22 protein-coding genes are annotated in these 20,917 nt (G+C 57.4%); 9 read left to right on the plus strand and 13 right to left on the minus strand.

The annotated features are described in order from the left end of the window. Window positions 1–70 precede the first annotated feature (70 nt). Both LRL22_RS03510 and LRL22_RS03515 read left to right on the plus strand, forming a co-directional pair. On the plus strand, window positions 71–1,078 hold the full coding sequence (locus LRL22_RS03510) for an isocitrate dehydrogenase (protein ID WP_270904732.1): 1,008 nt from the start codon (window positions 71–73) through the stop codon (window positions 1,076–1,078). Between the two features lie 117 nt (window positions 1,079–1,195). Further along, a complete protein-coding gene (locus LRL22_RS03515) occupies window positions 1,196–1,654 on the plus strand; it encodes a hypothetical protein (protein WP_005358627.1) in 459 nt (152 codons plus the stop codon). A gap of 82 nt (window positions 1,655–1,736) precedes the next feature. Here the strand turns inward: LRL22_RS03515 and rlmM are convergent, their stop codons facing one another. From rlmM to dinB, 6 genes are all read right to left on the minus strand, one after another. Continuing rightward, on the minus strand, window positions 1,737–2,831 hold the full coding sequence (gene rlmM / locus LRL22_RS03520; RefSeq protein WP_005338617.1) for a 23S rRNA (cytidine(2498)-2'-O)-methyltransferase RlmM: 1,095 nt from the start codon (window positions 2,829–2,831) through the stop codon (window positions 1,737–1,739). Beyond that, window positions 2,824–3,210 (minus strand): DUF423 domain-containing protein, encoded by a 387-nt coding sequence (locus LRL22_RS03525; protein WP_270904733.1) that lies wholly within the window; start codon window positions 3,208–3,210, stop codon window positions 2,824–2,826. The genes rlmM and LRL22_RS03525 overlap by 8 nt, the downstream gene beginning before the upstream one ends. A 51-nt stretch (window positions 3,211–3,261) precedes the next feature. Beyond that, window positions 3,262–3,891, minus strand: coding sequence for an alpha/beta family hydrolase (locus LRL22_RS03530; protein ID WP_270904734.1), 630 nt, complete (start codon window positions 3,889–3,891; stop codon window positions 3,262–3,264). Further along, window positions 3,884–4,804: a transcriptional regulator GcvA gene (locus LRL22_RS03535; protein ID WP_005338622.1), complete on the minus strand. Its 921-nt coding sequence runs from the start codon at window positions 4,802–4,804 to the stop codon at window positions 3,884–3,886. The genes LRL22_RS03530 and LRL22_RS03535 overlap by 8 nt, the downstream gene beginning before the upstream one ends. Window positions 4,805–5,088: 284 nt before the next feature. Further along, complete coding sequence (locus LRL22_RS03540; RefSeq protein WP_021230315.1) at window positions 5,089–7,230, minus strand: methyl-accepting chemotaxis protein; 2,142 nt, start codon at window positions 7,228–7,230, stop codon at window positions 5,089–5,091. A 66-nt stretch (window positions 7,231–7,296) separates the two neighbouring features. Continuing rightward, complete coding sequence (dinB, locus tag LRL22_RS03545; RefSeq protein ID WP_204385167.1) at window positions 7,297–8,352, minus strand: DNA polymerase IV; 1,056 nt, start codon at window positions 8,350–8,352, stop codon at window positions 7,297–7,299. Window positions 8,353–8,483: 131 nt separating this feature from the next. Between dinB and LRL22_RS03550 the strand changes: the two genes are divergently transcribed. After that, entirely contained in the window at window positions 8,484–8,690 is a 207-nt protein-coding gene (locus LRL22_RS03550) for a hypothetical protein (protein ID WP_005338629.1), read from the plus strand. A gap of 111 nt (window positions 8,691–8,801) precedes the next feature. Here the strand turns inward: LRL22_RS03550 and LRL22_RS03555 are convergent, their stop codons facing one another. Next, window positions 8,802–9,362 (minus strand): DJ-1 family glyoxalase III, encoded by a 561-nt coding sequence (locus LRL22_RS03555; protein WP_064338583.1) that lies wholly within the window; start codon window positions 9,360–9,362, stop codon window positions 8,802–8,804. 37 nt (window positions 9,363–9,399) lie between these two features. Next, window positions 9,400–10,353 (minus strand): ketopantoate reductase family protein, encoded by a 954-nt coding sequence (locus LRL22_RS03560; RefSeq protein WP_270904735.1) that lies wholly within the window; start codon window positions 10,351–10,353, stop codon window positions 9,400–9,402. A gap of 200 nt (window positions 10,354–10,553) precedes the next feature. Between LRL22_RS03560 and LRL22_RS03565 the strand changes: the two genes are divergently transcribed. Further along, window positions 10,554–11,036, plus strand: coding sequence for a YajQ family cyclic di-GMP-binding protein (locus LRL22_RS03565; protein ID WP_005338634.1), 483 nt, complete (start codon window positions 10,554–10,556; stop codon window positions 11,034–11,036). 107 nt (window positions 11,037–11,143) lie between these two features. Here the strand turns inward: LRL22_RS03565 and LRL22_RS03570 are convergent, their stop codons facing one another. The 5 genes from LRL22_RS03570 to LRL22_RS03590 all read right to left on the minus strand — a co-directional run bounded on the left by LRL22_RS03570 (window position 11,144) and on the right by LRL22_RS03590 (window position 15,982). Further along, window positions 11,144–11,950 carry a nucleoside-specific channel-forming Tsx family protein gene (locus tag LRL22_RS03570; RefSeq protein ID WP_005349699.1) on the minus strand — a complete coding sequence of 269 codons (807 nt, stop codon included), beginning with the start codon at window positions 11,948–11,950 and terminating at the stop codon, window positions 11,144–11,146. Between the two features lie 156 nt (window positions 11,951–12,106). Next, window positions 12,107–13,486: an AmpG family muropeptide MFS transporter gene (locus tag LRL22_RS03575; protein WP_270904736.1), complete on the minus strand. Its 1,380-nt coding sequence runs from the start codon at window positions 13,484–13,486 to the stop codon at window positions 12,107–12,109. Between the two features lie 170 nt (window positions 13,487–13,656). Further along, window positions 13,657–14,244, minus strand: coding sequence for a peptidylprolyl isomerase (locus tag LRL22_RS03580; protein WP_042053243.1), 588 nt, complete (start codon window positions 14,242–14,244; stop codon window positions 13,657–13,659). Between the two features lie 2 nt (window positions 14,245–14,246). Then, window positions 14,247–14,831 carry a YajG family lipoprotein gene (locus LRL22_RS03585; RefSeq protein WP_005349692.1) on the minus strand — a complete coding sequence of 195 codons (585 nt, stop codon included), beginning with the start codon at window positions 14,829–14,831 and terminating at the stop codon, window positions 14,247–14,249. 17 nt (window positions 14,832–14,848) lie between these two features. Further along, window positions 14,849–15,982: a methyltransferase gene (locus LRL22_RS03590; RefSeq protein ID WP_270904737.1), complete on the minus strand. Its 1,134-nt coding sequence runs from the start codon at window positions 15,980–15,982 to the stop codon at window positions 14,849–14,851. A 204-nt stretch (window positions 15,983–16,186) separates the two neighbouring features. Between LRL22_RS03590 and LRL22_RS03595 the strand changes: the two genes are divergently transcribed. From LRL22_RS03595 to LRL22_RS03615, 5 genes are all read left to right on the plus strand, one after another. Further along, window positions 16,187–16,501 (plus strand): BolA family protein, encoded by a 315-nt coding sequence (locus tag LRL22_RS03595; protein WP_005349687.1) that lies wholly within the window; start codon window positions 16,187–16,189, stop codon window positions 16,499–16,501. A gap of 434 nt (window positions 16,502–16,935) precedes the next feature. Then, window positions 16,936–18,279 (plus strand): Na(+)-translocating NADH-quinone reductase subunit A, encoded by a 1,344-nt coding sequence (locus tag LRL22_RS03600; RefSeq protein WP_270904738.1) that lies wholly within the window; start codon window positions 16,936–16,938, stop codon window positions 18,277–18,279. A gap of 3 nt (window positions 18,280–18,282) precedes the next feature. Further along, window positions 18,283–19,512, plus strand: a complete 1,230-nt coding sequence (locus LRL22_RS03605; protein WP_270904739.1) for an NADH:ubiquinone reductase (Na(+)-transporting) subunit B — start codon at window positions 18,283–18,285, stop codon at window positions 19,510–19,512. Continuing rightward, window positions 19,502–20,290 carry a Na(+)-translocating NADH-quinone reductase subunit C gene (locus tag LRL22_RS03610; protein ID WP_005338643.1) on the plus strand — a complete coding sequence of 263 codons (789 nt, stop codon included), beginning with the start codon at window positions 19,502–19,504 and terminating at the stop codon, window positions 20,288–20,290. Before LRL22_RS03605 ends, LRL22_RS03610 begins: the two co-directional genes overlap by 11 nt. After that, window positions 20,283–20,915: an NADH:ubiquinone reductase (Na(+)-transporting) subunit D gene (locus LRL22_RS03615; protein WP_005338644.1), complete on the plus strand. Its 633-nt coding sequence runs from the start codon at window positions 20,283–20,285 to the stop codon at window positions 20,913–20,915. The genes LRL22_RS03610 and LRL22_RS03615 overlap by 8 nt, the downstream gene beginning before the upstream one ends. Window positions 20,916–20,917: the final 2 nt, after the last annotated feature.

Genomic DNA, 20,917 nt, shown 5'->3' on the forward strand with positions numbered 1-20,917 from the left:
GGTTGGTTTGCTGAGTAAATGCTATAAAGCAGCCCCATCCTCCCCTATACCCTGGAAGTGGAACCCTCTCATGTCCAAAAGAAAAATTACCGTGATCCCCGGCGACGGCATCGGCCCCAGCATCATTGAATCAGCCATCCAGATCCTGACCCATGCGGGCTGTGATTTTGAGTACGAATACGCTGATGCGGGTCTGGTTGCCCTCGAGAAGCATGGCGAGCTGCTGCCCCAGACTACACTGGACCTGATTGAGAAGAACAAGGTGAGCCTGAAAGGGCCATTGACCACACCGGTCGGCGGCGGTTTTACCTCCATCAACGTCTCCCTGCGCAAGAAGTTCAACCTCTACGCCAACGTGCGCCCGGTCATCTCCTTCAAGGGCACCAGAAGCCGCTACGACAACATCGACATCATCACGGTGCGTGAAAACACCGAAGGGATGTACTCGGGTGCAGGTCAGAAGCGCAGCGATGACAACAAGAGTGCAGAGGCGATGAGCATCATCACCCGTGAAGGGGCCGAGCGCATCGTCAAGTTCGCCTTCGAGCTGGCTCGTCAGGAAGGGCGCAAGAAGGTCACCATCATCCACAAGGCGAACATCCTCAAATCGACCTCCGGCCTGTTCCTCGAAGTGGCACGTGAAATCGCCAGCCACTATCCGGATATACAGAGCGAAGAGATGATCGTCGATGCCGCCTGCATGAATCTGGTGATGTACCCGGAGCGTTTCGATGTCATGGTCACCACCAACCTGTTCGGCGATATCCTCTCGGACCTGTGCGCCGGTCTGGTCGGCGGCCTTGGTATGGCGCCCGGCGCCAACATCGGCGATGGCGCCGCCATCTTCGAAGCGGTGCACGGCTCTGCCCCCGACATCGCAGGCAAGAACATTGCCAACCCGACCTCGGTGATCCTCGCCTCCATTCAGATGCTGGAGTACCTCGGCATGCAGGATAAAGCAGAGCGGATCCGCGAGGCGGTGCGAGCTACCATCGAATCCGGTGATCGGGTCACCCGCGATCTGGGTGGCACGGCTTCCACCAGCGAATTCACCCAGGCCATCATCGATCGCCTGTGAGTTAATTCATTGATTTTAAAAGGGAGCTTCGGCTCCCTTTTTTATGTTTCCGAATCCTTTGCCACTCCCCAAACAGCAACTATGTTCAATAGAGAAGAAGAACAGGGAGTGTTTTTCATGAAGGGATACGGGTGCTATCTGGTGTCGGGTCTGCTGCTGGTTTGTGGCACTGCCAGTGCTTTCGAGCAGGATCAACAGACCCAAACCGCCAAACTGCCACAGCAGGAAAAACGGACTGCCACCGAGGTATGGCGCTCGAGCCTGAATACCAACGACCTGCTCAAGGCACCCAAACCCCTGTCGTTTGGTATTGAAGTCTCCACCGACAACTTTGGTAATCAAAAGATCACCTCCTACCCGCAGCTTAATCTGACCCCGGAAAAAAGCGTCAGTCTGTCGGTCGAACGCTTCAGACCCAAGGTCAAGTTCAAGGCTGGCGGAATGAACACCGCCCTCAGGCTGAGAGGAGACGGGATAAAGATGCAATTCAATCCGGTCGACAAAACCATCCCGCTGCAGATAGAGATCAAGGTGACCGACGACGAATCCTCCCTGCGCCTCGATTACCGTTTCTGATATTTTCCGGCAGCCGAATAGCAAAAGGCCGACAGGTTTCCCTGTCGGCCTTGGTATTTATCGTACGGGCAGAACTGCTACATCACGCCTTGGGCTCGAGTTTGGAGACCCAGTACTTGTTGTAAACATGCACGGTGATCTCTTCCCGATCGTGATAGAGCTGCTTGGCCTGGATCACGAACGCGTTGTCGATCTCCTTGAGCATCTCGCGCAACACCTCGATATTGTGTACCGATTCAGCATAACGCTTCTTCATCGGCAACTTGAGGTTGAACATTGCCTCCTGGCAGTCGCCCTCACGGAACCAGTCCGCAATCATGTGAACGACCCGCGCCGGTTTATCGACCATGTCGCACACCAGCCAGTAGGTGTTTTTCTTGCTCGGGCGCCAGACGAAACCGTCATCCCGGATATGCTTGACCTGACCGGTATCCATCAGGGATTGGGCCATCATGCCGTTGTCGACCGCCGTCACCATCATGCCACGGCGCACCAGCTGATAGGTCCAGCCACCCGGGCAGGCGCCCAGATCCACCGCCTTCATGCCTGAACAGAGACGCACATCCCACTCTTCCCGCGGCACGAACACGTAAAACGCCTCCTCCAGCTTGAGGCTGGAGCGGCTCGGTGCATCGGCCGGGAAGCGCAGGCGCGGGATCCCCATGTGGAATCCGGAGTTGTTGAACGAGTAGGAGTAACCCAGCAAGACATGATCATTGGCCATGAAGAAGGCGTGGAACACCGGACGGTTCGGCGTCTCCTTCTTGGTCAGGATCTCGTTGCTGCGCAGCGCCTGACGCAGCGGCACGGTGAACTTGCGGCAGAAGGCTGACAGCTCTTTCGCTTCGTTGGTATCCGCGGTTTCGACCCGCAGATCGCCGCAAATGGTGTAGTCACTCACCGCCTCAAGGATCGGGGAGATCCTGTCCGCGACATCCAGATCCTTCAGCTCATGGGTGACCACCAGCATCTGGCGGATGAAGATGAGCTCTCGGAACGGCAGCTTGCGAGCCAGCAGGTCCGCCTGCTCCTCGTCATACAGTTCGAAGATCACATAACCGCTGTCGTCCTTGACCCGGGCGAAACCGTAGCACTGCATGTTACCGGCACGCTCGGTGATCTCTGCAGCCGCCTCTTTCTCAAAACCGGGGCGGCAATAAAGCAGCAGATTATTCATTTTTTCCTCCAAGACGACAGCCAGCCCAGCAGAGGGCCGTCCATCCCAACATAAAACAGAGGCCACCGGCCGGAGTAATCAACCCCAGCCCCTTGCTGCCAAGCAGCACCATGGCGTAAATACTGCCGGAGAATCCGATGATCCCCAGCACAAAAGCGGTGCCAGCCAGGTGGATCACCTTGCTGCGCACACCACACCAGCCCAGAACCAGCAGGGCCAATGCGTGAAAAAACTGATATTGCACGGCGGTATTGAACGCCGCCAGACGCTCGGGCGTAATGCCGGTAACCGCCAATCCATGGGCGCCATAAGCCCCCAGCATGGTGGCCGTCAACCCGAAGAGACCGGCCAGTATCAGCCAATGTCGATGGACCTGCATCCTCACACTCCCTCTCTCATCACGGCTGGCAATCAAACCAACCCTCTCGTGCTATCCATGCCGGGCCACAAAATGGCTGATGGCCGCCGCTGCATGCTGCATATTCTCCTGCTCACTCACGCCACTGGCTTTACGCGGTTTGAAACCATGATCACCATCGGTCAACCAATGGACCGATACGGCGGATGAGAAGGGAAAATCGGCCAGTTCGACGCGACTACCGAAGGTGTCGCGCTCACCCTGCAACAGCAGGGTTGGCACTGCAATATGTTTGAGTACCTCGCCTCGCCAGCTGTCGGGCTTGGCCGGAGGGTGGAAAGGATACCCGAGAATGAGCAATCCTGCAGCATTCATCTCACCCTCGCCTTCACGATAGAGTTCCGCCGCCATCCGCCCGCCCATCGACTTGCCCGCCAGAAACAGCCGTGGATGGGCAAACTCACGGATCATGTCGCGCCAATGGGCGAGCAGCACAGGCGCCCTGTCAGGCGGGCGGCGCTTGCCATCCTGTGCACGCTTTGTCATGTAGGGAAAGTTGAAACGCACCACTTCGATGTCGGGGCCAGCCAGCAGGCGTGACAACTCGGCAAGAAAAACATGATCCATCCCCGCGCCTGCCCCGTGGGCCAGCAAAATGCGAACGGGGGCATCAATTGCCCCCTCGCGGATCACATCAGGCATCGGCGAGCCTTGCCCTGCGACGCGCCTCTTCCTGCTCCACCAACTCCAGCATCCAGTCGCGGAAGGCAACGATCTTGCCCTGATCCGACTGTTGCTCCTGGCACACCAGATAGAAGGCATTTTTGCTCACCAGCACCTGCTCGAACGGGCAGATAAGGCGACCGGCCTCAATCTCGGGTTGTGCCAGCACGCTGTGGCCGAGCGCCACCCCCTGGCCGTGGATCGCCGCCTGGATCACCATGGTGGAGTGGCTGAAGATGGGCCCCTGATTAACGTTGGGTGCATCGATATCGAGCTGGCGGAACCAAGCCTTCCAGTCGCGGCGGGAGGTATCGTGCAGCAGGGTATGAAGAGTCAAATCTTGCGGCGTACGCAGCGGTTTGGGCCCGGTCAGCAGCAAGGGGGAACAGACCGGGATCAGGTATTCGGTATGGAGCTTGTCCGAGCGCAGACCCGGCCAGTTGCCGCGGCCGTAGTAGATGGCGACATCCACATCGTCGGTAAGCGACCCTTCATCGAGGTCAACCGCCTTGATCCGTACATCGATATCAGGGTGGCGCTCGCTGAACTTGACCAACCGCGGCACCAGCCACTGGATGGCGAAACTCGGCTGCAAACTGACAGTCAACGCCCCCTTGGCACTGCGAGCCAGCAGCTTGTCGGTCGCCTCAGAAATGGAGGCAAAGATGTCCTTGATATCCAGGAAATAGCCCTGCCCCTCTTCGGTCAACAACAAGGAGCGGTTTTTGCGGCGGAACAGCTTGATGCCAAGATACTCCTCCAGCGCCTTGATCTGGTGACTGATGGCAGCCTGAGTCACAAACAACTCTTCTGCTGCGCGGGTAAAGCTTAAGTGACGAGCCGCTGCTTCAAAGGCCTTGAGGGCATTGAGCGGGGGTAAACGACGAGACATGACACCAGCCGACGATGAGTTTTTCTAATGGGGCGCATTATAATTTGTCGGTTGCGGGTCGACCAGTGAATAAACATAATTCGCCCAGCAATCAGTCGTCATATGGCTCACATTTTCTACTACGTGTTGGTTTACATGTGTTTTTAGTGAGTCTTTCGACTGTGATTGTGGTGTTGTGTTTCTTCCTCTGCGGGAAGAGGGGCTCAAATCTCACCGGTTTGACCCAGTCTGTCATCTGAATGTGTTTGGCGCCTCCAGCTGGATGGCGCCTTTTTTCATCCCTTCTATACCTTGAACTGCCCCACCAGCTGCTGCTGCTTGTCCGCCAGCGCAGAGAGCTCGCGACCATTTTCGGCGGAGGTCGCAGCCTCGGCACGAATGGTGTGGCTCACATCGCGAATGTTGCTGACGTTACGGTTGATCTCGTCCGCCACCCGGCTCTGCTCCTGTGCAGCCCGGGCAATCTGCTCGTTCATCTGATGGATGGTGGAGACCGACTGGATAATCTGCTCCAGCACCTGCACCGAGAGATCCACCTTGGCGAGGGTCTCGTCAGCCTGACCATGACCATCGCGGATCGCCTTGACCACGGCGCCGGTACCGGATTGCAGTTGGCTGATCAGAGTCTGGATCTCGACGATGGCATTCTGGGTGCGACCCGCCAGATTGCGCACCTCATCAGCCACCACGGCAAAGCCACGGCCCTGCTCACCGGCCCGCGCCGCTTCAATAGCCGCATTCAGCGCCAGCAAGTTGGTCTGCTCGGCAATCCCCTGGATCACGATGAGGATGTCATTGATGTTGTCGCTGTTGGCGGAGAGTCGTTCCACCACCGGCTGAGCATCGTTGATGATGGTCATCAGCTTGCGCATCGCCTCCTGGGTGTCGGCAACGACATATTTGCCCTCTTGCGCCGCGGCATCAGTGGTGTTGGCGGCCGCCACCGCCGAGCCGGCATTACCGGAGACCTGCAACGCCGTGGCGCTCAGCTCTTCAAATGCCGTCGCCACCAGATCGATCTCCTGATACTGGGCCTGCATGCCACTGCTGGTGCGCTCGGCCACTTGCGCGGCTCGCTCGGCACTGTTGCGCGTACCGGAGACGGTATCAATCACCTGACTGATGGTGGATTGCAACTTGTTGAGGAAGCTGTTGAACCACTTGGCCAGCTCGCCGATCTCGTCTTGCCGCTGGATCTCGATGCGCTGGGTCAAATCCCCCTCGCCGCTGGCGATATCCTTGAGACGGGCAACTACAGCGCGGATGGGCGCCACAATCTGGCGCGCCATCAACCAGATAAAGCTCAGGGCCACCAGCGAGATCAGCACTCCAATCGACAACTGCGAGACCACGCTGCGATTGGCCTCACTGGCCAGCTCATCTTGCAGTTGCTGGGCCGAGGCCAGCACTACGGCCCGTGGCAATTCAATGTAGATGCCCCATTTACGGTCGGTGCCACGCATGGATACCGGGACAAAGGTCTGCAACAGGGTGCCATCGCTGCTCCAGCGAGTCAGCTCCTGACCCTGACTGAGCCAGCCTTTCAGCTCGCTGGCCAGCCCCTGATACTTCTGATCCAGCCCACGCCCCATGGTCACATCGAACTCATCGGCTCCCGCCACGCGCCCCTCGTGACTGACCAGCAAGATTCTGCCCTTGCCGTCATAGAGTTCCTTGTCCATGGTACTGACCAGACTCTGCAAAGTGGCCAGCGAGATATCGACCCCGACCATCCCCAGCAAAGTCTCCTGCTCCAGCAGCGGGACCGTCACCGAGGTCATCAATATCTGTTTATCGCCCACATCGTCCAGATAGGGCTCCAGCAGGCAGAGGGCACGGGTGCGAATGCTGCAGCGATACCACTCGTTTTCGATGCCACCAGCCTCGGTCGGGCTCTCATCGGCCAGTACATCCTCATTCTGCACTTCCGGCTCTATCTTGCCGTTGTCATAGGCCCAGTAACTGGAAAAACGACCCTTGTCGTTGGAACCCAGCGCCGTTGAGCCCTGATAGTTGCTGTCTTCCCCATCCAGCTGATCAGGCTCGAACACCGCGTAGACACCAAGCAGATTGGTCGATGAGGCAACGGCATCGTGCAGTTGCTGATTGACGGCGCTGCGCAGCGCCTCCGAATGGACAAAGTTCTCAGCCGCATTCTTGCGCTGGAACAACACGCTCTCGGCCAGCAAACTGGCGCGGAAATAGGCCTCATCGAGATAGCTGGTCACCTTGGCCGCCTGCTCCGAGCCCATCGCCTTCATCCAGTTCTCGGCAGACTGCTGCGCCTCGTGCATGGTGGCTTGCCGCACCTGCTGTTGCATCTTGTTCGCGTTGTAAATCGAAGAGGCAACCAGAGCGGCGGCTGTCACCAACAGACAGCAACCGGCGATCAGGGTAATCCGACCCTGGACAGAAAGAGCGCTCATGCCAATATTCCTACGTCATACAGATATGGATAGATTATCGACTTTATAAACAAAAACTTAACTATCTCACAGCAAATCCAGCGAGAGTTGATTAACTTCACCCTCTTTTGGCAAACCCACCACCAAGCCCAGCAGGCGAACCGAACGCCCTTGCGCCCGCTGTAGCCCCTCTTTGAGCAGGGGAACGAACAAGGCTGGCTGATAGCCACCCTGACTGCGATAGACGGTGGTCTGGTGGAAGTCGGCAAACTTGAGTTTAATCCCCTGCCCCATCACCTGCTCGGCAGGGCACGCCAGCTGAAATCGCCGCTCAAGCTCCGGCAGCAGTTGCTGCAATACCGTCAGGCAGGCGCCTTCGTCACAAACATCGCTCGCCAAAGTGGTCTCCACCCCGATGGTTTTGCGGATCCGGTGCGCCTGCACCGGCTGTTCATCCAGCCCCCAGATCCGGGTCGTCAACATCTCCCCCAGCTTGCCAAAACGGCTGCACAGCTCTTGTGCCGACAAGGCCCGCGCATCCTCACAGGTGTAAAGCCCCTGAGCCTCCAGCCGCTCGGCAGTCTTGCGCCCCACCCCGGGCAGTTTGCCGAGGGGCAACTGGCAGACAAATTCGGCCACTTCGTCGGGACGAATGACAAACAGACCATCGGGTTTGCGCTGCTCCGAGGCGAGCTTGGCGAGAAACTTGTTGGGGGCCACTCCGGCCGAGGCGGTCAATCCCAGTTCGGTGACGATGGCTTGCCGGATCTCTTGCGCCATCAGGGTGGCGCTGCCGCCACAGCAGCGACTGTGGGTCACGTCGAGGTAAGCCTCGTCCAGTGACAGCGGTTCAACCTGATCGGTATAGCGGAGGAAAATTGCTCTGAGCTGACGGGAGATATCCTTGTACACCGCCATTCGCCCTGGGATCAGTACCAGCGGCGGGCAGAGTTTTTTCGCCAGCGCGCTCGGCATGGCGGAACGCACCCCGAACCGGCGCGCCACATAGTTGCAGGTCGAGATGACGCCGCGCCGCTCGGAGGCCCCACCGATGGCGAGCGGCACCTCCCGCAACGCCGGATTGTCCCGCATCTCCACCGCGGCAAAAAAGCAGTCCATGTCGATATGGATGATCTTGCGCATACCACTGTATAAATAAACAGACATGGCACCATCTTACCCCAAGGATAATCGCAGCTCTATCTCTCTCGTTGCGGCTAAAATAGTAGACTCCAAGGAGACCTTTACTACCACAATGACAAGGAGCGTTCGGGATGAAATATCTTTGGTTGGGACTCTGTTTGCTACCGTTGACCGGCATCGGCAAGAACAACCCGACGGCAGAGTGCCGCTGGCTGTACGACCGGATTGAGATACTGGAACAGGCTATCAAGAAAGGGGACAAGCTCGGCACAGAGCAAGAATTGGCACGTTGGAAAACTGAGTACAACAAAAAACAGTGCTCACAGTACGACTACTGAGCCGGACAAGATGGCGTGACCGACAACGGCAGATAACAAGCGGGCCCCGATCAAGATGACCGGGGCCCGTTTTTCAACGCATGGCCAGCTTGATTCTGCAGCAGAGTGCGCTCAAGGCAGCACCATAGGGCCAGCCACGGCGGTAGCCACGTCATCCCCGCGCAGCCCCCGAACCAGTTCAAGGGCAAACTCAATGGCACTGCCCGGCCCCTGACTGGTGATAAGGCGATGAGCCTCATCCCTGACTACCCGCTCACGTGACAGCTGCGATGTCGGTAGTCGGGACTGAAAGCCGGGATGACAGGTAACGATGGCATCACCCAGCAGACTGTGATGTTGCAACACCACCACAGGGGCGGCGCAGATGGCAGCACGCCAGCGACCAAGAGCGGCCTGCTCTTTGAGCAGATCGATGGCCAGCGGGGTATCGCGGATCACTTCGCTGCCGGGCAGACCACCGGGTACCACGATGGCTTCAAAGTCCCGACGGGTCAGCTCGTCGATATGACAATCGGCCACCAGCTGTACCCCGCGCGATGCTTTCACCTGCCGCGATCCGGCAGGGCAACAAGAGGCCAGCACCACCTCGATGCTGGCGCGCACCAGGGTATCGACAATGGCGACCGTCTCTATCTCTTCCGACCCGGGGGCCACCAGCACCAGTACACTCACGTTCGCCTCCTTGCAGCTTGCTCTGCCATGTAAAAGATCAGACGGCCTGGCTCTTCTCTTTAATCGCCTGATAGAGACCCTGATTGACCGGTACGGCAATGCCATGCCGGGCAGCCTTGGCCAACAGGAAGCCGGTGATGGCCTCAATCTCGGTCTCGCGTCCCAGCTCCATATCCTGATGCATGGAGGAGTAATTGTCAGCGGTCAGTTCCACCACTGTCATCACCCGACGCTGCAACTCCTCTGCCGTGGTCGCAACTCCTTCGGCACACATCACATCCGCCACTTCCACGCAGATCTGCTGCAGGGCATCGGCAAAACGGAGGCCAGCCAGCTCGCCATTTTTCAGCTTGTAGAGGGCCGTCAGGGGATTGATGGCACAGTTGATGGCCAGCTTTTGCCACTGGCGCGCCAACACCTGTTCATCCCAGCCAGCCTGCCCCAGTGCCAGCGCCAGCTCATCCGCGAGCGCGGCATGGGCCTTGGCGGCATCATTGATCGGGCCAAGCCAGGTTTCCCCCTTGCCAGTATGACGAAAGACAAAATGGCCGCACTGCATGGCGCCATGGCTGGTGACACCGGCAATCACCGGATTGTGCGGGAACATCTCGACCACCTGCTCGGCAATCCCCATCCCGTTATGCAGCAGCACGATTGGCACGCCGGCATCCAGAATGCCCACCAGCGGTGTCAGTGCGGCAATCACCTGACTGGCCTTGGTCATCACCAGCAGACGCTGGATCTTGCCGGGTTTGCTGACAAACCCGCGCTCGATATTGAGCAGCTGGACATGCCCCTCCAGCGAGGTGAAATCGATCCCCGGATGGAGCGTGGACTTATGATGTTCGCGCAACAAGACACGGGTGGATTGACCACTCAGGGTCAACAGGGAGGCAAAAACGCCGCCGAGGGCGCCACAACCCAACAGTGACCACTTCGGAGTAACGAGTGGAATAACGAGCTGTCGGGAATTTTTTAATCCGCTTGGCATGGTGTGACTCTGTCAGGGTAAGGGTTGCAATCCTCTCAACCTGTTACCGGGGATAAGTGAAGATGTCGCTGGTGGACACTAACGGGTCCACCCGTCCTGTGCGCAGGGGATTCTAGCAGAGCAACCCCATCAAAATCAGCAAATTTGCCCGTTTTCTGGTAGATTTGCCCCCCGATAACGCAACATGAGGAGCTCCGGCTATGCCGTCATTCGATATTGTCTCTGAAGTCAAAATGAACGAGGTGTTGAACGCAGTCGACAACGCCAATCGTGAACTGGCCACCCGTTTCGATTTTCGTGGGGTAGAAGCCAGCTTCGAGTTGAACAAGGAAGAGGTAAAACTGGAAGCCGATGCCGATTTCCAGCTCAAGCAGATGGTCGAAATCCTGCGCGGCGCCCTGCTCAAGCGCAACATCGAAAACAGCTCCATGGAAGTGGGTGACTCGGTTCACTCCGGCAAGCGCTTCCACCTGACCGTAAAATTCAAGCAGGGGATCGAGAAAGAGATCGCCAAGAAGCTGGTCAAGCTGATCAAGGACTCCAAGATCAAGGTACAGGTCGCCATCCAGGGTGATGAAGTACGTGTTACCGGCAAGAAGCGTGACGATCTGCAAGAGACCATGGCACTGGTCCGTGGCGCCGAACTGGGTCAACCGATGCAGTTCCAGAACTTCCGCGACTGATTTATCCACTCAGCCGTGGCGCACTTGATGACTCGCGCCACGCTATCTAAATCGCGGCCATAAAAAAACCGGAGCAGATGCTCCGGTTTTTTGTACCCCAAGTTTTATTAGAACTTGTAGGTAACAGAGAAGTAGTGGCCGAAACCGGTAGACTTGAACGCGTCAGAGTTGTCGATACCGTAGATTTCGTTGAAGTACTTCAGACCGTAGCCAACGGCATAACGGTCGGAATGCCAGTAGATACCGTGGAAGGTTCCCAGACCATCAGAATGACTGGTTTCTTTCATGCCCCAGGTGTAATCCAGATAACCTTGGTAAGAGACGAAGCTGCCATTGGAGAAGGTATAGAAAGGTTTGAACCAGTTCATGGAGAACTGTTGGCCGTTCCAGCCTTCGCCTTGACCACTGAAGGTTTCGTTAGCATGACGCTTGTACAGGTTCATACCAACTTTGCCAAACCACGGCACCATAACGTCAGCACCCAGACCTACAAATGCATCATTCAGGCCTTGTACACCACCGATGTTAAACAGGGTGGCAACGTAAACTTCTTGCACCGGACCAAAAGAGAGGTCTTGGCCAGTCAATGCATCCAGAGATACACGCGGAGCAAACTTCATGAAGAGGTTTTCTTGCTTGTGCTTGTCGCTGTGCTTGGAGTCAAAAATATCGAAGTAATCGACGTAACCATACAGGTCAAAAATGCCTGAACGACCACCAAACTCCATCTCGAAATAAGTATCGTTGTAACCATCTGGACCATGGGGCTTCTGATCGATGGTGTGCATGATATTGAACTGCATCCACTTGTAGTCATTCTTGTGGATATCACCGCTGTAGTCAGCAGCGAAGGCCGGGGTAGCGGCAGCAGCCAGCAGACCGGCAGCGATCAGAGTCTTGGTAAATTTGGCCATTTTATTGGTCTCTTGTGCGTTAGTTGAGGTTTTCCGTAGCCTGCCCACAAGGAGCGAGAGGGATTCTAATCAAATAAAATTGGGGGTGAAACAACTTCTCGGGAACTTTATCCGGAAGTGTGAATCTAATCACCCCCGATTCTACGCAAACGCTTGCTATTTGTCAGCCGTTGAGAGCAACTCACTCCCTTTTCTGGCGACAAGCACAATCAACAACAACACGGGCAAGCCCAATAAACTGGTTCCGACAAAGAAGGCACTGTAGCCAATCTGCTCCACAACCTGCCCGGAAAAACCAGCCAGCAACTTGGGTAGCAGCAACATTACCGAGCTGAACAGGGCGTACTGAGTGGCCGAAAATGCCACATTGGTCAGGCTGGAGAGATAGGTCACGAAAGCCGCGGTCGCGATACCGGCACTGAGGTTATCCAGCGAGATAATCAGGGTCAGCAGTTCCAGATTGTGGCCAACCTGATTGAGCAGGGCAAACAGCAGGTTGGTGCTGGCAGTGAGCAGCGCCCCCAAGAACAGGATGCGCAGCGTACCGAAGCGCATCACCAGCACGCCCCCCAGCGCAGCGCCCACCAGCGTCATGATGACGCCAAACACCTTGGTAATGGTGGCAACCTCGGTCTTGCTGAACTGCATATCCACATAGAAGCTGTTGGACATCACCCCCATCACCACATCGGCAACCCGATAGCAGGCGATCAGAGCCAGGATCAGCAGCGCCGAGCTGCCATAGCGACGAAAGAAGTCGGCAAACGGACACCAGACCGCCTCATAGCCCCAGGCCCCCGCACTCGCCAGCAGAGCTGGCCACCCTTTTTCCAGGAGCTGCGCCTTGCGTTCGACCTGTTGTTTACCCTGCTCGGCCAGATCGATATCCGGCTCGTGGCAAAACAGCGTGGTGATGACCCCGAGTGACATCAGACCCGCCATCACCAGATAGGTAATCTGCCAGCCACGATAGTCATAGCCGCTGTTGCTGCCAAACCAGGCTGCCAGCGCCAGCGCACCGGCGCCCGCCATGATCATCGCCAGTCGGTAGCCAGTCATGTAGGAGGCAGCCATCGCCGCCTGTAGCCGCTCGGGGGCGGATTCGATGCGATAGGCGTCGATAACGATATCCTGCGTGGCCGAGGCAAAGGCCACCAGCAGGGCAAACATCGCCAGCTGGGCCAGCTCGGTCTTAGGATCGCAGAACGCCATGCCGACCAGCGCGGCGGCAATCAACAACTGGGAGAAGAACATCCAACTGCGGCGACGCCCCAGCAGCGCTGAGAGCAACGGCAGCGGCATGCGATCCACCAGCGGCGACCACAGCCATTTAAAGCCATAGGCGAGCGCCACCCAGCTCATATAGCCGATATCGGTCAGGCTGACATCGGCCTCGCGCAACCAGAATGAGAGGGTACCGAACACCAGCAGCAGCGGCAGACCCGATGAAAAACCCATGGCAAAGAGAATAAACACCCGAAATTCGAGATAGACGGCGAGGGACTCTCTCCAGCTTGGTTTGCGGATCATGTTCAACTACCTGACGACTTTGGAAAAGTGCGTCATTTTGGCAGGTTGATGGCAGATAGCCAAGGCGAGCAAAGAGATAGGTCAAAGAAGCCCGGATAGAGAAAAGGCCCATCCCGAACGGGATGAGCCTTGTATTGTGACCTGACGAAGCGAGGTGACGAACCGCGTCCGGAGAGTTACTTGCCCGCTTTCTTGTCGACTTTCTTGTCTGCCGGAGTTTCTGCCAGCAAGACCACCTTCTTCAGAATGATGGGACTGGTCGGCACATCGTTGGCGCGCAGAATGGGGCTGTAACCGGTCTGTACCTGAGCCAGTTTGTCCAACACCTCCATCCCCTGAACCACCTGACCGAACACGGTATAACCCGCAGAGCCACCGGCGTTGAGGTTATTGTTGTCGACCAGATTGAAGTAGAACTGGCGAGTAGCGCTGTCGACCGCCTGGGTGCGAGCCATGGCGATGGAGCCACGCTTGTTGGGCAGACCGCCACGCGACTCGTTGACCACAGGCTCATAAGTCGGCAGCTGCTGGAACTGCTGGTTGTAGCCCCCACCCTGCACCACGAAATCCTGGATCACCCGGTGGAAGATGCTGCCGTCATAGCTGCCATCAGCCACGTAGCGCAGGAAGTTCTTCACCGTCTGGGGCGCCTGCTTGGACGCCAGCTCCACCACGATATTGCCGTGGTTGGTCTCCATTCTGACTTTCGGGCCCGCGAACGCCAGCGGGGCGATCAGCATGGCCAGCAACCAGAGTTTTTTCATCATCAGACCCCTGCACCGTTCGGTTGACCTTTCAGGTAACCGCGCAGCGCATCATCCGCCATGATCTGCTGCAGCACGCTACCCAGTTGCAGGTTCAGTGTAGACTCCAGATCGGCCATGCTTGGCTCGCTCGGGCTCTCCTTGCTGGAAGACATGTTGAACTGCTTGGTCAGACGGTTACCCTGGAAATCAGCGATCACCTGCAGGCTGACGCGGGACTTGGTGACATAGGTAAAGGTCTTCTCTTCCACATTGACTGCGGCGTTGGAGATCACCAGCGTCAGGTTGGTGGTGCCACTGTTGCCCACTTCGAGACCCTGGCTGCGCAGACCTTCGGCCAGCCGCTCGGCCATCAGCAGGTTGAGCGGACGCTCGCTGTTGACCAGCACGGGCGCTTTCTCTTTATGTTTGATGGAGAAGACGTAGGCAGCCTCACGCTTGTCTACCCCTTCCATGGTGATGCGATTGCCAGAGTAGTATTGCTGGTTGGCGGGGATCACCTGCGGATTGAGCAGCGCTGTCTCCGGCCAATGGGTGGCACACCCGCCCAGCATCAGGGCGGCCAGCAGCAAGAGTGACTTTTTCATCATGGTTTCCTTTGGCTTTAGCGTTTGATGGCTTTCAAAATAACGAATTTGCTGTTCGACGCAACGACTTGTGCGTTGGCAAACAAGCGCTTGAGTTTGTTGTGATAGTCCAGATGACGGTTGCCTACTATCCAGAGTTCACCCCCCTGAGGCAACACCCGGTGCGCATCGCTGAACATCTGCCAGGCGATATGATCGGTGATCGCCTGCAGCTGATGGAAAGGAGGGTTGCAGAGGATCCGATCCGCCGAGCCGACCGCCACCCCGTCGAGACAGTTATTGACCATAAAGTGGGCGCGCGGCAGTGCATCGGGCTGATTGTGCTCGACGTTGAGCTGTGCCGAGGCGACCGCCATATAGGATTCATCGATAAAGGTCACCTCCACCTCGCTGTCTTTGGCGAGCAGCGACAGACCCAGCACCCCGTTGCCACAGCCCAGATCGATCACCTTGCGGGCACTGTGGATGGGCAGGTTGTCCAGCATAAAGCGGGCACCAATATCGAGACTGGTGCGCGAGAAGACGTTGGCATGGTTGTGGATGAGCATGTCACTCCCCTCAAGCGGCCAGACAGTCGGGAAGGGGTTGGCCAGCGCGGGACGTTCTGCCTGCGGCTCGCAGTGAATGAGGCGCGCCTTCTTCCAGGCCAGCGAGGTACGGGTAGGCCCCAAATACTTCTCGAACAACTTGAGGGTGGAGGTATGAATATCCTTCGCCTTGCCGGCAGCGATAACGCGGGTTGCCGGTGTCACCACCGCACGCAATGCCAGCAGTTGCTGCTCTAGCAGTGCCTGATATTTGGAGACCTTGATCACCACCAGCGCAGGGGCATCGGGCAGCGGCGCCAGCGCATCCTGCAAGCGGATCCCGCCTGCATCCAGTCCGTTTTCGGCCAGATTGGCTAGGGTCGCCCGCTCACTGATGTAGGAGTCGGTGACGCAGCAGGGGGAGTGCGGATGCAGATAGGCGGCCAGCGCGCCAAAACCGTCATTCATGATGATGACGGGGCCCGCCTGCTCAAGGGGGGACTCCGCCAGGGTGTTGATCAGATATTCGTCAGCCGCATCCCAGGCTTGCAGAGTCTCCTGACTCTGGCGCGGATAGCGGTAGAGCGTGAGCTGGCAATGGGGTGTGTCGAGAAGGGTTTGCATAGAAAGAGTCCAACCTCGGCTTGATTCGTGTATACAGGCGCCAGGGGCGACGCAAAGTGGCGCTATTCTAGCGAGGAGCAGGAATTTCACCAGTTCGATGCGCATCAAGGGGGCAACTGACGAGTGATTTCCCTCTTACAGGGGCTTATTCCATCCCGCGACTGCCGATAGAATGGCCCGACATTCACTCTGGAAACCGATCCGATGACCATCCAACAACTGATTGAAGCCAAGCTGACCGCCGCCCTCTCTCCCACCGTGCTGGAGGTGATCAACGAGAGCCACATGCACCGTGTGGAACCGGGATCTGAGAGCCACTTCAAGGTGGTGATCGTCAGCGAGCAATTTGCAGGGCAGCGGCTGCTGGCCCGTCATCGTCAGGTCAATGCGGTGCTGGCCGACGAGCTGGCCGGTGCCGTTCATGCACTGGCACTGCATACCTACACCGAGACCGAGTGGCAGGAAAAAGGCCATGCCCCACGCACCCCGAGCTGCGTTGGCAAACCGTCACTCTCCTGAAACCGGTTGTACCACAGGATTCCCCTCGAGAACCTGCCAACAAAAATTAAACATATTTCCCCCATTGGCCCCGAAAAGGCTACATCCAAGGGGGTATATTTCGGCATCAAGGCTTTTTGTTGATAGTGGAGACAAAGGCAAATACCCCTATCGAGGTATCGAAATAAAAAAACCTTTAAAACCACTACTTACAAGGTGTCGGGGGCTTATTCATTGCAGGTTAATTTTGTGATGGCACGGGGATTTTGCCCATTTGGCATGGCAGAAAATGCACCTTAAGTGGTAAACTCAAGCGCTTTTGAGTGAGCCTGCATGTTGAATAATTGTTGAGCCTGCCCACCTGGCGCAACCACAACACCGACTCATTCAACCACCCGTCGTGATGTATTTCTCGGCGCTAACCAACCTCTCCCGTAACGGTAGTGCAAGTAAGTATGATTACAATCAAAAGAGGACTGGACATCCCCGTGCTGGGTGCGCCAGAGCAAGTAATCTACGATGGCCCCGCCATCACCCGTGTTGCGACACTGGGCGAGGAGTTTGTGGGGATGCGACCTACTATGTTCGTCAAAGTAGGTGATCGCGTCATCAAAGGTCAGGATCTTTTTGAAGACAAGAAGAATCCGGGCGTTAAATTCACAGCTCCTGCCACCGGTGTGGTTTCAGAGATCAACCGTGGTGCCAAACGTGTTCTCCAGTCTGTGGTCATCGACCTCGACGGTTCCGATGAACAGGTGACGTTTGAGCATTTTGCCTCTGCCGAGCTGGCCAAGCTCGAGCGCAGCAAGGTGCAAGAGCTCCTGGTCACATCAGGTCAGTGGACTGCGTTGCGTACCCGTCCGTTCAGCAAAGTCCCCGCGGTAGCGTCTGCCCCGCGCGCCATCTTTGTGACTGCAATGGACACCAACCCGCTGGCAGCCGATGCCGAGCTGATTATCAAGGAACAGCCGCAGGCCTTCCTCGATGGTCTGGCCGTACTGACCCGCCTGACCGACGGCGCCGTCTACGTCTGTAAAGGCGAAGGCAGTCTGCCCCACTCTCCGCTGGCTCAGGTCAAGGAAGAGATCTTCGTTGGTCCGCACCCTGCCGGTCTGCCGGGTACCCATATCCACTTCCTGGATCCTGTCAGCAGCACCAAGGTGCAGTGGCACATCAACTATCAGGATGTGATCGCATTCGGCAAGCTGTTCACCACCGGTCAGATCTTCACTGACAAGGTGATCGCCCTGGCTGGCCCGAACGTGCTCAAGCCGCGTCTGCTGCGTACCCGTCTGGGCGCCTGCATCAGCCAGCTCACCAACAATGAGCTGCGTGCCGACGAAAACCGTATCATCTCCGGTTCTATCCTGAGTGGTGCCAAAGCCGAAGGTGTTCACGACTACCTGGGCCGCTACCACAATCAGGTTTGCGTGCTGGGTGAAGGTCGCGAGAAAGAGTTCCTGGGCTGGATCAACCCCAGCGCCAACAAGTTCTCTATCACCCGTACCACCCTCTCTCATCTGATGAAGGGCAAGCTGATCAACTTCACCACCACTACCAACGGTAGTGACCGTTCCATGGTGCCTATCGGCAACTATGAGCGGGTGATGCCACTCGACATCCTGCCGACCCTGCTGCTGCGGGACATGGTCTCCGGCGATACCGACGGTGCGCAAGCACTGGGCTGCCTGGAGCTGGATGAGGAAGATTTGGCGCTCTGTACCTTTGTCTGCCCTGGCAAGACAGAGTACGGCCCGATCTTGCGTGAGTGCCTGACCAAGATTGAACTGGAAGGTTAAGCGATGAGTTTCAAGCAACTTCTTGAAAATATGGAACACCACTTCGAACCGGGTGGAAAGTACGCCAAGTACTATGCCCTGTTCGAAGCGGCGTACACCCTGTTCTACACCCCGGGTAGCGTTACCCGCAACGCCTCCCACGTTCGTGATGCGCTCGATCTGAAGCGCATGATGATCATGGTGTGGCTGGCCGTGTTCCCGGCCATGTTCTGGGGCATGTACAACGTTGGTAACCAGGCGATTGCCGCCATTGCCCACATGGGTTCGGCTGCTGGTGCCAGCAGCTGGCAATATGCCCTGGCTACCATGCTGGGCGCCTACCTCGATCCGGCTGTTGCCGGTATCGGCAGCAAGATGCTGATTGGCGCCACCCACTTCTTCCCGATCTACATCACCGTCTTCTTTGTCGGTGGTTTCTGGGAAGTGCTGTTCGCCATGGTGCGCAAACACGAGATCAACGAAGGCTTCTTCGTGACCTCCATCCTGTTTGCCCTGATCGTGCCGCCCGAGCTCCCCCTGTGGCAAGCTGCGCTGGGTATCACCTTCGGTGTGGTGATGGCCAAAGAGGTGTTCGGTGGTACCGGCAAGAACTTCCTGAACCCGGCGCTTGCTGGTCGTGCGTTCCTGTTCTTCGCCTACCCGGGCCAGATCTCCGGTGACGCCGTGTGGGTTGCCGTTGACGGCTTCTCCGGCGCGACAGCCCTGAGCCAGTGGGCCCAAGGCGGCCAGATGGCGCTGATCAACGGTGCAACCGGCCAGGCTATCAGCTGGATGGACGCTTTCCTGGGTAACCTGCCGGGTTCCATTGGTGAAGTCTCTACCCTGATGATCCTGCTGGGGGCCGCCATGATCGTCTACATGCGCATCGCCTCCTGGCGCATCATCGCCGGCGTGATGATCGGTATGATCGCCACCTCCCTGCTGTTCAACGTCATCGGTTCCGATACCAACCCCATGTTCAACATGCCGTGGCACTGGCATCTGGTACTGGGTGGCTTCGCCTTCGGTATGGCCTTCATGGCGACCGACCCTGTCTCCGCAGCCTTTACCAACAAAGGCAAGTGGTGGTATGGCGCCCTGATCGGCGTAATGGTCGTGCTGGTTCGCGTGGTCAACCCTGCGTTCCCGGAAGGCATGATGCTGGCCATTCTGTTTGCGAACCTGTTTGCTCCCCTGTTTGACCACTTCGTCGCTCAGGCAAACATCAAGCGGAGGATTGCTCGTGGCGTTTAATAAAGATTCAACCCTCGGCACCGTCAGCGTGGTCACCGGCCTCTGTCTGGCCTGTTCCATCGTGGTATCCGTTGCCGCTGTGGGCCTGCGTTCTACCCAGCAGGAAAACAAGGCGCTGGACAAGCAGAGCAACATTCTCGCCGTAGCCGGTGTGGATGTGAGCGAAGTGGCCAAGCGCGATCTGGCCAAACTGTATGGCGAGAAGATCGAAGCACGTCTGGTGGATCTGGCGACCGGTGACTTTGTTGACGGCGATGCCGACAACTTCGACACCAAGCAGGCAGCCAAAGATCCGGCCCGCAGCATCCGTCTTGCCGCCGCTGACGACAAGGCCAGCCTGCGTCAGATCTCCAAGCAGATCCCGGTATTCTTCGCCAAGGATGCCGAAGGCAAGATCGACAGCATCATCCTGCCCATCTACGGTCAGGGTCTGTGGTCGACCATGTATGCCTTCGTCGCCGTTGCCGCTGATGGCCAGACCATCAAGGGCATCACCTACTATGACCACGGTGAAACCCCGGGTCTGGGTGGCGAGATCGAAAACCCGGCCTGGCAGGCGCTGTTCAAGGACAAGAAACTGTTCGACCAGAATGGCATGCCGGCGCTGCGCGTCATCAAGGGCCATGCTCCGGCGGGCTCCGAGCACGAGATCGATGGTCTCTCCGGTGCCACTCTGACCGGTAACGGCGTACAGCATACCTTCGACTTCTGGATGGGTCCCAAGGGCTTCGGTCCTTTCCTGGCCAAGGTTCGTGCAGGAGAAATCAACAATGGCTGACAAGAGCGAAATGAAGAAGTTGCTGTTGACGCCTGTGCTGGGCAACAACCCCATCGCCTTGCAGGTGCTGGGTGTCTGTTCTGCACTGGCGGTTACCAGCCAGATGAAAACTGCGTTTGTAATGACCCTCGCGGTCATGGCGGTCACCGCCTTCTCAAACCTGTTCATCTCCCTGATCCGCAACCAGATCCCGAACAGCGTCCGGATCATCGTGCAGATGGCGATCATCGCCTCACTGGTTATCGTGGTTGACCAGGTGCTCAAGGCGTACGCCTATGACATCTCCAAGCAACTGTCGGTCTTTGTGGGTCTGATCATCACCAACTGTATCGTAATGGGCCGCGCCGAAGCGTACGCCATGAAGAGTGCCCCGCTCCCCTCCTTCCTGGATGGTATCGGCAACGGTCTGGGCTATGGTGCCATTCTGCTGAGCGTCGCGACCGTGCGTGAACTGCTGGGCTCCGGCACCTGGTTCGGCATCGAGCTGCTGCCGCTGGTGAATAACGGTGGCTGGTACGTGCCCAACGGCCTGCTGCTGCTGCCGCCGAGTGCATTCTTCATCATTGGTCTGATCATTTGGGGCGTGCGCACCAAGGATCCCAAGCAGGTGGAGGCGAAGGATTAAGG

It is taken from the genome of Aeromonas sp. PI_26 (genome assembly GCF_027854445.1).
GTDB lineage: Bacteria > Pseudomonadota > Gammaproteobacteria > Enterobacterales > Aeromonadaceae > Aeromonas > Aeromonas veronii.

Excerpts from the sequence above, each read along its gene's own strand:
- LRL22_RS03585 (WP_005349692.1), bottom strand. The coding sequence starts at position 14,831 with ATGAAAAAGTCACTCTTGCTGCTGGCCGCCCTGATGCTGGGCGGGTGT.
- LRL22_RS03595 (WP_005349687.1), top strand. The coding sequence starts at position 16,187 with ATGACCATCCAACAACTGATTGAAGCCAAGCTGACCGCCGCCCTCTCT.
- LRL22_RS03510 (WP_270904732.1), top strand. The coding sequence starts at position 71 with ATGTCCAAAAGAAAAATTACCGTGATCCCCGGCGACGGCATCGGCCCC.
- LRL22_RS03580 (WP_042053243.1), bottom strand. The coding sequence starts at position 14,244 with ATGAAAAAACTCTGGTTGCTGGCCATGCTGATCGCCCCGCTGGCGTTC.
- LRL22_RS03560 (WP_270904735.1), bottom strand. The coding sequence starts at position 10,353 with ATGCCAAGCGGATTAAAAAATTCCCGACAGCTCGTTATTCCACTCGTT.
- LRL22_RS03550 (WP_005338629.1), top strand. The coding sequence starts at position 8,484 with ATGAAATATCTTTGGTTGGGACTCTGTTTGCTACCGTTGACCGGCATC.
- LRL22_RS03615 (WP_005338644.1), top strand. The coding sequence starts at position 20,283 with ATGGCTGACAAGAGCGAAATGAAGAAGTTGCTGTTGACGCCTGTGCTG.
- LRL22_RS03515 (WP_005358627.1), top strand. The coding sequence starts at position 1,196 with ATGAAGGGATACGGGTGCTATCTGGTGTCGGGTCTGCTGCTGGTTTGT.
- LRL22_RS03570 (WP_005349699.1), bottom strand. The coding sequence starts at position 11,950 with ATGGCCAAATTTACCAAGACTCTGATCGCTGCCGGTCTGCTGGCTGCT.
- LRL22_RS03600 (WP_270904738.1), top strand. The coding sequence starts at position 16,936 with ATGATTACAATCAAAAGAGGACTGGACATCCCCGTGCTGGGTGCGCCA.
- LRL22_RS03535 (WP_005338622.1), bottom strand. The coding sequence starts at position 4,804 with ATGTCTCGTCGTTTACCCCCGCTCAATGCCCTCAAGGCCTTTGAAGCA.
- LRL22_RS03540 (WP_021230315.1), bottom strand. The coding sequence starts at position 7,230 with ATGAGCGCTCTTTCTGTCCAGGGTCGGATTACCCTGATCGCCGGTTGC.
- LRL22_RS03525 (WP_270904733.1), bottom strand. The coding sequence starts at position 3,210 with ATGCAGGTCCATCGACATTGGCTGATACTGGCCGGTCTCTTCGGGTTG.
- LRL22_RS03590 (WP_270904737.1), bottom strand. The coding sequence starts at position 15,982 with ATGCAAACCCTTCTCGACACACCCCATTGCCAGCTCACGCTCTACCGC.
- rlmM (WP_005338617.1), bottom strand. The coding sequence starts at position 2,831 with ATGAATAATCTGCTGCTTTATTGCCGCCCCGGTTTTGAGAAAGAGGCG.
- LRL22_RS03605 (WP_270904739.1), top strand. The coding sequence starts at position 18,283 with ATGAGTTTCAAGCAACTTCTTGAAAATATGGAACACCACTTCGAACCG.
- LRL22_RS03530 (WP_270904734.1), bottom strand. The coding sequence starts at position 3,891 with ATGCCTGATGTGATCCGCGAGGGGGCAATTGATGCCCCCGTTCGCATT.
- LRL22_RS03565 (WP_005338634.1), top strand. The coding sequence starts at position 10,554 with ATGCCGTCATTCGATATTGTCTCTGAAGTCAAAATGAACGAGGTGTTG.
- dinB (WP_204385167.1), bottom strand. The coding sequence starts at position 8,352 with ATGCGCAAGATCATCCATATCGACATGGACTGCTTTTTTGCCGCGGTG.